Origin of the sequence: Pseudomonas mucidolens (genome assembly GCF_900106045.1) — a bacterium.
Lineage (GTDB): Bacteria > Pseudomonadota > Gammaproteobacteria > Pseudomonadales > Pseudomonadaceae > Aquipseudomonas > Aquipseudomonas mucidolens.
In genome coordinates this window covers 2666357-2678213 of the sequence record NZ_LT629802.1, presented here as the reverse complement: position 1 = coordinate 2678213, position 11857 = coordinate 2666357, and the positions used below count along the sequence as shown (strand labels likewise).

10 protein-coding genes and 1 pseudogene are annotated in these 11857 nt (G+C 59.6%); 7 read left to right on the top strand and 4 right to left on the bottom strand.

Features of this window, described 5'->3' with window-relative positions; translation table 11 throughout:
* Positions 1 to 10: 10 nt before the first annotated feature.
* The 3 genes from BLU75_RS12475 to BLU75_RS12465 all read right to left on the bottom strand — a co-directional run bounded on the left by BLU75_RS12475 (position 11) and on the right by BLU75_RS12465 (position 3249).
* Positions 11 to 964: an ABC transporter substrate-binding protein gene (locus BLU75_RS12475; protein ID WP_084378779.1), complete on the bottom strand. Its 954-nt coding sequence runs from the start codon at positions 962 to 964 to the stop codon at positions 11 to 13.
* 96 nt (positions 965 to 1060) lie between these two features.
* Complete coding sequence (locus BLU75_RS12470; protein ID WP_084378778.1) at positions 1061 to 2644, bottom strand: rhodanese-related sulfurtransferase; 1584 nt, start codon at positions 2642 to 2644, stop codon at positions 1061 to 1063.
* The gene (locus BLU75_RS12465; protein WP_084378777.1) at positions 2641 to 3249 is read right to left on the bottom strand and encodes a cysteine dioxygenase family protein; all 609 of its coding nucleotides are present in this window, start codon (positions 3247 to 3249) and stop codon (positions 2641 to 2643) included. Before BLU75_RS12465 ends, BLU75_RS12470 begins: the two co-directional genes overlap by 4 nt.
* Before the next feature lie 241 nt (positions 3250 to 3490).
* Between BLU75_RS12465 and BLU75_RS12460 the strand changes: the two genes are divergently transcribed.
* Positions 3491 to 4396 (top strand): LysR family transcriptional regulator, encoded by a 906-nt coding sequence (locus BLU75_RS12460; protein WP_084378776.1) that lies wholly within the window; start codon positions 3491 to 3493, stop codon positions 4394 to 4396.
* 127 nt (positions 4397 to 4523) lie between these two features.
* Positions 4524 to 5318: a class II aldolase/adducin family protein gene (locus BLU75_RS12455; protein WP_084378775.1), complete on the top strand. Its 795-nt coding sequence runs from the start codon at positions 4524 to 4526 to the stop codon at positions 5316 to 5318.
* Positions 5319 to 5455: 137 nt separating this feature from the next.
* Here the strand turns inward: BLU75_RS12455 and BLU75_RS12450 are convergent, their stop codons facing one another.
* Positions 5456 to 6544: an LLM class flavin-dependent oxidoreductase gene (locus BLU75_RS12450; RefSeq protein WP_084378774.1), complete on the bottom strand. Its 1089-nt coding sequence runs from the start codon at positions 6542 to 6544 to the stop codon at positions 5456 to 5458.
* A 385-nt stretch (positions 6545 to 6929) separates the two neighbouring features.
* Here BLU75_RS12450 and BLU75_RS12445 point away from each other — a divergent pair, with 385 nt between their 5' ends.
* The 5 genes and pseudogenes from BLU75_RS12445 (at position 6930) to BLU75_RS12425 (ending at position 11852) form a co-directional block, all read left to right on the top strand.
* Entirely contained in the window at positions 6930 to 7814 is an 885-nt protein-coding gene (locus tag BLU75_RS12445; protein WP_084378773.1) for an ABC transporter permease, read from the top strand.
* 1 nt (position 7815) lies between these two features.
* Positions 7816 to 8628, top strand: a complete 813-nt coding sequence (locus BLU75_RS12440) for an ABC transporter ATP-binding protein (protein WP_084378772.1) — start codon at positions 7816 to 7818, stop codon at positions 8626 to 8628.
* A gap of 22 nt (positions 8629 to 8650) precedes the next feature.
* Positions 8651 to 9676, top strand: coding sequence for an ABC transporter substrate-binding protein (locus BLU75_RS12435; protein WP_084378841.1), 1026 nt, complete (start codon positions 8651 to 8653; stop codon positions 9674 to 9676).
* A gap of 48 nt (positions 9677 to 9724) precedes the next feature.
* Positions 9725 to 10392 (top strand): annotated as a pseudogene (locus BLU75_RS12430) (energy transducer TonB).
* A 254-nt stretch (positions 10393 to 10646) separates the two neighbouring features.
* Positions 10647 to 11852 carry a CaiB/BaiF CoA transferase family protein gene (locus tag BLU75_RS12425; RefSeq protein ID WP_197676956.1) on the top strand — a complete coding sequence of 402 codons (1206 nt, stop codon included), beginning with the start codon at positions 10647 to 10649 and terminating at the stop codon, positions 11850 to 11852.
* Positions 11853 to 11857: the final 5 nt, after the last annotated feature.

Here is an 11857-nt window from a genome sequence, read left to right as displayed (position 1 = left end):
TTCTGCTCCTTTAGCGCGAAGCCTGGGTGAGAGGGGCACGCAGGGTGTTGAAGCTCTTGTCGAAGCCTTGGGAGACATCGATGTGTCGAGTCAACAGGCCTTCTTCCTGATAAATATCGGCGGTTGTCTGCAGGCCGCTGACCACCGCGTCGTCAATGACCACTGGCTGCATGTGGGTCGCGTTGGCTACCGCCAGGTGCACCTCCAGGGGCAAGCCAGTGATTTTGGCCTGCGCAGCGGCATACTCGTCGGGGTGGTCGTTGCTCCAGCGATAGGCTCGATCGACCCGGGCGACAAAGTCGTCCAATTGCTGGCGTTTATCGGCGATGGCCTGGCTGGTGGCGGCGAGATAAAGGTGATTGCTCAGCAGGTTGCTGCCGCTGACCAGCACCTTGGCCTGGCTTTGTGCCGTGACGACGGTGGTGAAGGGGTCCCAGGTGGACCAGGCGTCCGCGGTACCGTTATCCAGCACCAGCCTGGATTCGCTGGGCAGCAGGAAAACGAACTCCACGTCTGCGGTACTCAGGCCTGCGCTGCGCAAGGCCTTGATGGCCAGGTAATGTCCGATGGAGCCGCGTGTGGTGACGATGCGCTTGCCCTTGAGATCGGAGACAGCCTTGATAGGGGAATTCTTGGGAACAAGAATGGCGGTGGTATTGCGTCCTTCGGCGTGGATGATGCTGACGACCTTGAGCGAGGCGCCGGCGCCCAGGGCGAACACATAGGGGGCATCGCCCAGGGCGCCGATATCCACGGCTCCGGCATTCAGCGCCTCGCCCAGTGGTGCGGCAGCGGGGAATTCGGAAAACTGGATATCGTAAGGCACGTCCTTGAGCTCGCCGGACACTTCCAGCAGGGCCTTGATGGTGGACTTCTGATTGGCGACTCGCAGCGGTTGCAAGTCAGCGGCGTGGGTTGTGCCAAAGGCAAGGGTGATTAACAGCAGGGGCAGGGTCAGGCGCATCGCGGGGCTCCAGGCTATGAGTGTTGCGTTCAGTCGCCTCCGCCTGGAGAAGGGGTCGGCTGGTGTAGGGGGCGATCATTGCGCCCCCCTGGGCATTCAGATGACGAAAAAACCATGGGAGCCGTCGCGGGCCAGTTGGTCGACGAGGCTGTACTCCCAATCCAGGTACGCCTGTATGGCCTCCCGTGGGTTGTCGGTGCCCTCGTAAGGCCGGCGGTAACGGTCGATGCGCGGTGAGACGAGACGGGTTTCGCCATGCTCCAGCGGCAATTGCGCAGCAATCCAGGCAGCGGTGCCGTCGCGCAGCAGGAAAGCGGCTTTGCCGGTGATCGCCTCGACCTCGGCGACCGCCAGCCGTGCCAACTGGCTGCTGCCACAGGTCAGCACATAACGTTGGGCGGACGGCACCTTGCTCAGGGCTTCGCTCAGTTGCGCGCGCAAAACCCACCAGGCGCCCGGGATATGGCGCTTGACGTAGTTGGCGCTGCTGGTGAAATCCAGCACCACCGTGTCGCCTTCGGCCAGCCACTGGACAAGGGTGTCAGGGCTGATTTCCTCGGCCTGCGGCGGTACAGGAACGGGGGCTTTCCACGGGCCCTGTTCACTGAAGTGCGCGGGCTGCAAATCATCTAGTACGTACACTTCCCAACCCAATTGCGCGAGCCAGGAGCCGGTCATATTGGCCCGTACGCCGTCGTCATCGATCAGCACCAGGCGCGCGCCGCGAACACTGGCGAAGTGATCGGTTTCCTGCACCAGTTGCCCGCCGGGGGTGGGGCGGGAAGCGGGCAGGTGACCGGCTTCGAATTCCTCCGGGGTGCGTACGTCGAGCAGGTAGGTGCTGCGTGTCGGTTCCTGTTGCCAGCGGTGCAAGTCGGCAAGGGTGGCACGACCCACCAGCGCCTTGTCGGCAACGCGGCGGGCATCGCTGGCGGCAATGTCTCGATGTTCCTCGCCACTCTCGGCGAATCGACGCGACTGGCCGTGCTCCAGCGCCTGGCCGGCCAGGGTCCAGCCGATGGTGCCGTTGCGCAGCGCGGACACCGGGTTGGCAATGCCCGCATTGATCAGTGACTGGGTGCCGATGATGCTGCGGGTACGCCCGGCGCAGTTGACGATGATTCGGGTTGACGGGTCCGGAGCCAGCGCCCGGGCACGCAACACCAGTTCCGCCCCCGGCACACTGATACCGCCGGGAATGCTCATGGTCTGGTACTCGTCGAAGCGTCGGGCATCGAGCACCACCACGTCGGCCTCGTTGTCGAGCAGCGCCTTGACCTCTTCCGCTGCCAGCGACGGCGTATGGCGCTGGCTTTCCACCAGTTCACCAAAGGCCTTGCTCGGCACGTTGACGTCGATGAACAGCTCGCCACCGGCCTTGCGCCAGCCCTCCAGGCCACCTTCGAGCACGCTGACATCAACGTAACCCAGGCCCTCCAGGCGCTGGACCGCAATGTTGGCCAGGCCTTCACCCTTGTCATAGACCGTCACCGGGGTGTCGCGCCTCGGGATGCGCGAGTAGACCTCGAGTTCCAGCTTCGACAGCGTAATGTTGGCTGCAAACAGTGGATGGCCCTGGGCGAAGGGCGCCTCTTCACGCACATCGATGAGGGCCAGCTCTTCACGGTTCAGCAACGCCTGGCGAATCTGCGAGTAGGAGCGGGTACGTACGGTGCTCATAGGGCTTGGCTCTCTTTGGACAGGTCCCAGATATTGGGGAGGACGGCGTTGGAATAACCGGAGATGAACAGTTTTTCGCTGCCGTCGGGCTGGTACACCGCGCGGCGTACGGCGCCGATGTTGGCGCCATAGACATGAATGCTGATGGAAACCTGGTCGTCGAAGGCGTTTCTGACCTGATGGATATCGCCAATCCGGGGAGAGACGGCTTCGACCTGGCCGGGTACCAGTTGAATCGGCGAACCCTCGGGTGCCAGGCTGCCATTGGGATGGCGGGCAAAACCTTGTGAGTGCTCTGCGCCGCGCAACATGCCGATCAGGCCCCAGACCCGATGGTCATGGATCGGCGTACGTTGCCCTGGCCCCCAGACAAAACTGACGACACTGAAACGCTGTCGCGAATCGACGTGCAGCAGATATTGCTGGTAGCGCTCAGGGTCTGGCTGGGAGAACGCTTCGGGCAGCCAGTCGTCATGGCTGACCAGTTGTGCAAGCAACTTGCCGCCGCGATGCAGCAGATCGCCCTCGCGAGGATTGCCGTCGATCAGCTCTGCCAGGGCGCCTATGAATGCTCTGAGTCTCTCCGGGTGTCGGGCCTGGGTCATGGCGGATTCCATCGTCGTGTTGAAAAGTCGATATCAGGATTTAAGCATAATGATTTTTCTTAATATGCTATTTTTTTATGATTAGGATATGGCTGAAAAGAATTTAGAACCCATTTTACTAATGTTAGATGTTATCGAAGGGTGGGTCGGGCTATCCAGATTTGCGCAATGGCACTATGCTTTTTCGCAGCGCTTTATGCTTTTAAAACATTTTATTGACTGTTTTCTATGTGCGGGCCAAATGAAAATTGACGATATTGACGCCTTTGTCGAAGTGATTCGTTGCCAGTCCATCAGCCATGCCGCCGAGACGTTGCAACTGACGCAGCCGGCGATCACACGGCGCGTGCAGAACTTCGAGCAGGCCTTGGGGGTGGAGTTGTTCGACCGTAATACCAAGCCGCTCAAGCCGACCTTGATCGGTACGCGGGTCTACGAGCAATGTCGTTTGATCCTGCGGGAGATGGATGCGTTGCGCGAACTGGTCGCCACCGACGCGCCGCCTACCGGGTTGTTGCGCCTGGGCGTTCCGCAAACGATCGGTGATGTGGTACTGCTCGATGCCCTCAAGCATTTGCGCGGCGAGTATCCCGAACTGCGCGCCCAGGTGGCCACGGGCTGGGGCAGTCAACTGGTCGGCAAGATCGAGCGCGGCGAGTTGGATGCGGCGGCTGCGTTGTTTCCCGCTGGCAAGATTTTTCCCGACAACATTGTTGGCGAGTCGATCGGCAAGATGGAGTTGGTCGTGGTCTGTGCCAAGGCGCAACTGCCCAAGCGCCCCTGCAAGTTGGCTGATGTCTACCAGAATGGCTGGGTGCTCAATCCCGACGGCTGCGGTTTTCGCGCCGGGCTGCAGCGGACCTTGTCGGATCAGGGCTTGGCCCTGCGGGTCAACCTGGAGACCTTCGGCACTGAACTGCAGCTGGGCCTGGTCGCCGATGGCCTGGGCCTTGGCCTGGTGCCGCGTCCGTTACTGGAGCGCAGCGCCCACCGCGATCTGCTGGCGGCCATGCCCCTCAAGGACTTCAAGCCCGTGATGGACCTGTGGCTGATCTATCCGCACTTCCTCGGCAACCTGCAAGGGCCGGTGGATGCCTTCGGCAAGTTGGTGGCCGGATCGTTGCAGAAGATCAAGAGTGCTGCATAAGGAACACGGCCGGCGATTTATAATAAAAAATAATAATAATTAGCTTAGATTAAAATGTGCTTTTTATTATTTTTTGCCTTCCCCTAGGCTTGCTGGAGATCCTTAAGGCCATCCAGGAAGTCTTGCCATGAGCAGCGTCAGCCCGCTATCCAGTGTCTCGAAAAATGTCCGTCAACGCGTCACTCCCGAGGAGTGGGACGTGCGCGTGAAGCTGGCCGCAGCCTACCGCTTGGCGGCCTTGTTCAAATGGACCGACCACATCTACACGCATTTTTCCGCGCGGGTGCCCGGGCCCGAAGAGCATTTCCTGATCAACGCGTTCGGGTTGTTGTTCGATGAAATTACCGCTTCCAACCTGGTCAAGGTCGACGTCGACGGCACCCTCGTCGACGACCCGACAGGACTTGGCATCAACCACGCAGGCTATGTGATCCATAGCGCGATCCATGGTGCGCGGCCTGATCTGCAAGCCGTTCTGCACACCCATACCCGCGATGGCATTGCGGTGTCCGCCCAGCAGGACGGTTTACTGCCGATCTCCCAGCATTCCATCGCCTTTTCCGGGCGGGTGGCCTACCACGGATATGAAGGCATTGCGCTGGACCTCGACGAGCGCGAACGACTGGTGGCGGACCTGGGGGACAAGAGCGTGCTGATCCTGCGCAACCATGGGTTACTGACCGCGGGCATCAGCGTCGAACATGCGTTCCAGCAACTGCAAGGCCTGGAACGCGCTTGCAACATCCAGATCGCTGCGCAGGCCGCTGGCAACGCCGAACTGGTCTTCCCACCGGCCGACGTCGTAGCCAAGGTCGAAACCCAGGCCGAGGGACTCAAGAGAGGCGATGGACCGGGGGTTGCGCGGCATTGGAATGCGCTGATCCGGCAATTGGAAAGGACTGACCTCGACTACAAGAACTGAACCTGTGGGCGAGTGTGCCGGAAATAAGAACCGGCACATTTCTTTTGTGGGAGCTTGGTGGTGAATGTAGAACTGGCGGTAGCCGGAAACATTGTGGGAGCAAGCTTGCTTGCTCCCACAATGTCTGCATGGCGCTTTCAGGCCACCTTTTCCGCAGTCTGGCGCTCGCGCTCGGCAATCAATTGGCGGGTCAGAGGGATCAGGCGCTTGCCGTAATCGATGGCGTCTTCGAGTGGATCGAAGCCGCGGATCAGGAAGGTGGTGATGCCTAGGTCGTAGTAGTCGAGCAGCGCTTCTGCCACTTGTTCTGGGGTGCCCACCAGAGAGGTCGAGTTACCCTGTGCGCCCAGCAGGCCGGCAATGCCGGTCCACAGTCGCTTGTCCAGGCGCGAGCCCTGGGCTGCCGCTGCCAGCAGGCGTCGCGAGCCTTCGTTCGGTGGTTCTCGGCGCACGAATCCATTCTGTTTGGCCAGTGCGCTTGCCTGTTGCAGAATGCGCTCGGCGCGTTCCCAGGCTTGCTCCTCGGTGTCTGCCAGAATCGGTCGCAACGACAGGCTGAAGCGGATGCTGCGACCATGCCTGGCGGCTTCGGCACGCACCTGGTTCACCACCTCGCGCACTTGCTCGTAGGTTTCCCCCCACAATGCATAGACGTCCGCATGCTTGCCCGCCACTGCGATGGCGGCCGCCGACGACCCGCCGAAGTACAGCGGGATATGCGGTTGCTGCGGCGATTTCACGTCCGAGTGCGCGCCTTCAAATTGGTAATACTTGCCTTGATAGTCGAAAGGCTTTTCGCGGGTCCATTCCTGGCGAAGCACGTCGAGGTACTCATCCGTGCGGGCATAACGCTCGTCCTTGCCGATGTAGCTACCGTCGGCACGCAGCTCGCGATCATCGCCGCCGGTGATGATGTGGACGGCGGTGCGTCCGCCATTGAATACGTCCAGCGTATTGAACTGGCGAGCGGCCAGGGTCGGCGCAACGAACCCCGGTCGATGGGCGATGAGGAACTTCAGGTTTTTCGTCACGCTGGCGGCGTGGGAAGCGATCAGTGTGCTGTCCGGGCTATTGGAATGAAACGCGACCAACGCTCGGTCGAAACCGGCCTCCTCGTGGGCCCGGGCCACTTTCTCCACGTACTCGGGCTGCAGGACTGGGCCGCTGCGCGGATGGATCTCCGAGGCGTGGTGGCCGCCGATGAAACCGATAAATTCGACACTCATGGTGGATTCCTTTTCATTTTCATTGAACTGGCGTGATTGAGCCTCCACCGGGCGAGGGGTCGGTCCGTGACGAGCAAAGTAGGCGTAGCGGGCAGGCCTGTGAAATGCCGATTTGTTCTATGTTAATTATCAAATATTTTAATCAGTATTTAGACGTACTATCAGGTATTTGCATTTTGTGGTGGGTGGCTCGTGAGTCCGCAATTGACGCTGCCCGTAGCGAATTATTATGCAAATAATTCATTTGGTGTTTGAGATATCTGATTTTTAATCATATTAGGTTATTCCCAAAAAGAATTTCACTGGGTTTTTTTATGCGAATAGCATGAAACCGAAGCTGATGCATGACGCCTCTGGCCATGTTCTATATGAGGAAGGAAACCTGATGAGCGACAAGATTTTCGAGACACAGGGCACCAGCAGCTCTTTTTTCGTCGAGAAGACCGCGCGCCTCAACGCAACGCGGCAAGGTGCGTGGAGACTGGCCCCCGACGGGTTGCGTCATTGGCGCACGCCGGAGGCGTTGTTGCGCTTGATCAGTCCGATTGTGCTCCTGCTGTTGTGGGAGCTGGCGTCGCGCTGGGGCCTGATCCCGCCGCGGGTCATTGCCGCGCCGTCGCAGATCGGCGGAACGCTATGGGCCATGATCGTCTCAGGTGAGCTTGGCAGGCATCTGTGGGTCTCGCTGCAACGAGCGCTCGTGGGGCTGAGCATCGGCGTAACGATCGGTGTGATCGCGGCGCTGATCAGCGGCCTGTCGAAACGCGGTGAGGTGGTCCTCGATTCGCCGATGCAGATGCTGCGCACTATCCCTTCGCTGGCCCTCGTGCCGCTGTTCATTCTCTGGTTCGGTATCGGCGAGTTCACCAAGATCGCCCTGATCGTCATTGGCACTACCTTCCCGGTGTACCTGAATCTGTTTGCTGGTATTCGCAATATCGACCCCAAGCTGATCGAGGCCGCCAACACCTTGGGCCTGAGCCGTCGAGAGCTGATCTGGCACGTGATCCTGCCGGGTTCCTTGCCCTCGTTTTTCGTCGGGCTGCGCTACTCCCTGGGCATTTCCTGGCTGGCCCTGGTTTTCGTCGAGCAAATCAACACCACCGCCGGCATCGGCTACCTGGCCAGTGATGCGCGAGATTTCATGCGCACCGACGTGATCGTGATTTGCCTGCTGATCTACAGCGTCCTCGGCCTATTGATCGACGGATTGATCCGCACGCTGGAGCGATTTGCCCTGGCCTGGCGCCCAACTTTTGTGAGGAACTGATATGTCGAGCATTGATCTTGTGGAGGCGTCCAAACTCACGGATGCCGTAGCGCCTGTGCAACTGCGCAATGTGGTGCGTCAATTTGGCCAACAACGGGTCATCGATGGCCTGGACCTGGACATCGCCCCGGGGGAGTTCGTCGCGCTGCTCGGCGCCAGTGGTTCGGGCAAGACCACCTTGCTGCGCAGCCTGGCCGGGCTCGACAGTATCGACAGCGGTCAGCTGCGAGTGCCCAAGGCGCGGGCGGCGGTGTTCCAGGAACCCCGGCTGATGCCCTGGAAACGGGCCTGGAAGAACGTGATTCTTGGCCTGCGCGTGCCCAACGCCAAGACCCGCGCGGTGGAAGCCCTGACCGAGGTGGGCCTGGCCCATCGGCTGGAAGCCTACCCGGCGACGCTGTCTGGCGGCGAAGCCCAGCGGGTAGCGCTGGCCCGCGGCCTGGTGCGCGAGCCAAAGTTGTTGTTGCTTGACGAGCCGTTCGCCGCGCTTGATGCGCTGACCCGGATCCGCATGCATCGGCTGATCATCGACTTATGGCGCAAACACACCCCCGCTGTGTTGCTGGTGACCCACGATGTGGACGAAGCGATCCTGCTGGCCGATCGGGTCATCGTGCTGGCCAACGGTAAGATCGCTGAACAATTGACGATTGATCTGCCCAGGGCGCGGGACACCGGCCAGGAGGGTTTCCAGCAAATCCGTGCGTGCTTGCTGAAACTGTTGGGTGTTGAAACGCTGGAACCTGCGGCCCAGGCAAATGGCACCGCACGTCAGGCTACGGCCAGCAGTGTCCGGCGTTTTGCCCATGGATGATCTGTCGATGAGAGCGTTCGCCATGCCCAGGCGTACCTGGAAAACCACGGCCGTGCTGTTGGCCGGTGCCGCGTTGTTGCTGGCTGGTTGCGGAGAAAGCAGCGATACGAAATCGACTTCCGTCGAGGCCCCCGACTTGTCCAGCGTGACGTTGGTGCTGGGTGATCAAGCCAAGGGTTTGCGCACGGTGGTGGAAGCGTCGAACGCATTGGAGGGTATTGAGTACAAGGTGCAGTGGGCGAACTTCCAGGGCGCCGCGCCGTTGTTCGAAGCCCTGCGGGCCGGCGCTGTCGACCTGGCGCCGGCGGGTGATACGCCGGTGCTCGCGGCGGCAACGGGAGGTACGCCATTACGGATTGTCGCGGCGCGGCGCGGTCAAGCGCGAGGGATCGCGATTCTGGTTCCGCCGGATTCAACGATCCGTAGCGTCGCCGATCTGAAAGGCCGCAACGTCGTGGTCTCGTCGGCCCGCGGCAGCATTTCCCAGTACCTGCTGATTCGTGCACTGGCCAACGCCGGGGTTGATGAAAAAGACGTCAACGTGGGGTTTGTCCTGCCGACCGATGCATTGCCAGCGTTCAACGCCGGAAAAATCGAAGCCTGGGCGACGTTTGGTGTGTACCAGGCTTTCGCCGAGCAGAAGGGCGCCCGGGTATTACTCAGCGGTGAGGGCATCAATTCGGGGCTGACGTTTATCACGGCCTCCGATGAAGTCCTGAATGACCCGCTCAAGCGCAAGGCGTTGAGTGATGTGCTCGGACGTTTTGCCAAGGCTTTCGAATGGGCGCAGGACAATCGCGACGAGTACGCCCGGGTCTTCGCCAAGGTTAACGACATTCCCCTTGAAGTCTCGCAGACCTTGCGCAGTTGGGGCGACGAGTCGCTGGTCCCGGTCGAGGCGCAAGACATCCAGGCCCTGCAGCAAGTCGACGATTTGTTCGTGGCAAAGAAGATTTTCCCCCATCGAGTCGAGGTTAAGACGCTGACGGATCAGCAGCTGTTTTCTCCAACGCCGTTGACGCTGACGCAATCGGAATCGGCGCGTTAGCCCAGGATCTGGCGCGTGTTCAATTTGGACATTTACAGGAGTCAATCAATGGGCAATGTTCAAAGCGCCACCCGTGGCCTGGAGGTATTCCGGCACCCGCTGCCGAGTGGCGAGCTGTTGGATCTTGGCCGGGTGTTCCGCGAATCTTTGGCGTTGTCACGGTTGCACACCACGCCCAAACGCGTATCGAGTCGTCGCGAAGGGCTCTTGCTGGGGAGGGGCGTCCTGGTGCTGCATGGCGCGGTGATTGTCTGGGTCAACCAGGCGCCCGCGCCGGTATTGCCCGTGGTGCCGCCGGAGATTCCGCCGATGACCATCGAGTTTTCCCAGCCCGCGCCGCCGGTGGTGGAGCTGCCACCGGCACCTGCAGCTCCGCCGCAACCGGTGGCGCCCCTTCGGCTAGCGCCGGTTACTTGAAAAATCTAGCGCCGGAATATTCGTCGCTGGCAATGCGCCGCGGCTGGGAAGGCACGGTGTTGTTGCGGGTGCATGTCCTGGCCAGCGGCAAACCCGGTGAGGTCCAGCTCCAGAAAAGCAGCGGCCGCGATCAACTCGACGACGCTGCGTTGGCGGCGGTCAAGCGCTGGAGTTTTGTTCCGGTCAAGCAGGGAGATATCGCCGTAGACGGGTGGGTCAGCGTGCCCATCGACTTCAAGATCAAGCAGGCACGACGGAAACAGATTAGGGTCGAAATTTTACCAATCCAGCTTTTATAAGCTCATTTTCGAGAATAGTCATAAGCTTGCCATGCTTCGCGTCAATGTGATCGTAGGCGGTTGGTGGTTCTTAATCCCAATGTTTTCGTGCCTCAGCATCACCTGCGATGCCTCTAAACTCAATTGATCTCTAAAATTGAATAATAAGAATGATTATTCAATTAGTGCTTTCGGAGGCAATCTCTTACGATTTTCTTAGCTCGGCGGCGTAGCTCCCTGCACCCGTCAATGATCAGCTAGCTGAGGAAATTCAATTGGGCCAGACAAATAATAATCAGCCTATGGCCGGTGTCCGCGTACTGGACATCGCTACGTTCGTTGCGGCTCCGTTTTGCGGAACCATCCTTGCGGATTTTGGTGCAGAGGTCATTAAGATCGAGCAGCCGGAAGGTGGGGATACCCTGCGAAAATTCGGTACGCCTACTGAATGTGGCGACAGCATGGTCTGGCTCAGCGAAGCCAGGAACAAAAAATCTGTCACGCTCGATCTGCGCTCCGAGCAAGGTGCTGACCTATTTAGACAGCTTGTGGCTAAGTCGGACGTCGTTCTGGAAAATTTCCGTCCAGGAACGCTGGAGAAGTGGGGTCTCAGCTTCGAGTCCCTGCGAGAGATCAATCCCAAACTGGTCATGCTCCGTGTCAGCGCCTACGGTCAAACTGGCCCGAAGCGAGGCGAACCTGGATTCGCTCGCATTGCGCATGCATTCGGGGGCCTGGCCTTTCTCGCAGGCGAGAAAGACGGCCCGCCAGTCGTACCTGGTTCTACCTCGCTTGCTGACTACATCTCAGGCATGTGGGGAGCCATCGGCGTCCTGCTGGCCCTTCGCTCCGTTGAAGCTGGCGGTATTGGTCAATACGTCGATATCGGACTGTATGAATCGGTCTTCAGGTTGTTGGATGAGATCGCGCCGGTGTATGCCAAGTATGGATACGTTCGTGAGCGCATGGGTGCCGATACCATTAACGTCGTACCACATAGCCACTATCAGACGAAAGATGAGAAATGGATCGCGCTGGCTTGCAGCAATGATCGAATGTTTCAGCGTCTCGCGCAGACAATGGGCACTCCAAAACTCGCAATCGAATACCCGACCAGCCCTGATCGTGTGAAGGATCGAGCGAAGATCAACGCGCTCGTCGCACTTTGGGTGTCCGGTTTCACCCAGGAAGAACTTCTTGAAGTGTGTGTACAAGGTCAGGTTCCGGCAGGCCCTGTGAACTCCATCGCGGATATCTTTGAAGACCCTCAATTTGCAGAGCGTGAGAACTTGATTCGCGTACAAGACCCGCGTATCGGCGAACTTGTTCTGCCTAATGCAATGCCTCGTCTTTCCGAAACGCCCGCTGCTTTTGTCTCCACCGGCCCCTCGCTTGGGTCGAGTACTGAGGAAGTGTTGAGCCGGCTCCTGGGCGTTTCTCCAGAAGTCCTGCAAGCGCTTAAAGCCAGCAAAGTTATCTGACCAAT

Coding starts and splice junctions, on each gene's coding strand:
- BLU75_RS12475 (WP_084378779.1), bottom strand. CDS start 964: ATGCGCCTGACCCTGCCCCTGCTGTTAATCACCCTTGCCTTTGGCACA.
- BLU75_RS12470 (WP_084378778.1), bottom strand. CDS start 2,644: ATGAGCACCGTACGTACCCGCTCCTACTCGCAGATTCGCCAGGCGTTG.
- BLU75_RS12465 (WP_084378777.1), bottom strand. CDS start 3,249: ATGACCCAGGCCCGACACCCGGAGAGACTCAGAGCATTCATAGGCGCC.
- BLU75_RS12460 (WP_084378776.1), top strand. CDS start 3,491: ATGAAAATTGACGATATTGACGCCTTTGTCGAAGTGATTCGTTGCCAG.
- BLU75_RS12455 (WP_084378775.1), top strand. CDS start 4,524: ATGAGCAGCGTCAGCCCGCTATCCAGTGTCTCGAAAAATGTCCGTCAA.
- BLU75_RS12450 (WP_084378774.1), bottom strand. CDS start 6,544: ATGAGTGTCGAATTTATCGGTTTCATCGGCGGCCACCACGCCTCGGAG.
- BLU75_RS12445 (WP_084378773.1), top strand. CDS start 6,930: ATGAGCGACAAGATTTTCGAGACACAGGGCACCAGCAGCTCTTTTTTC.
- BLU75_RS12440 (WP_084378772.1), top strand. CDS start 7,816: ATGTCGAGCATTGATCTTGTGGAGGCGTCCAAACTCACGGATGCCGTA.
- BLU75_RS12435 (WP_084378841.1), top strand. CDS start 8,651: ATGCCCAGGCGTACCTGGAAAACCACGGCCGTGCTGTTGGCCGGTGCC.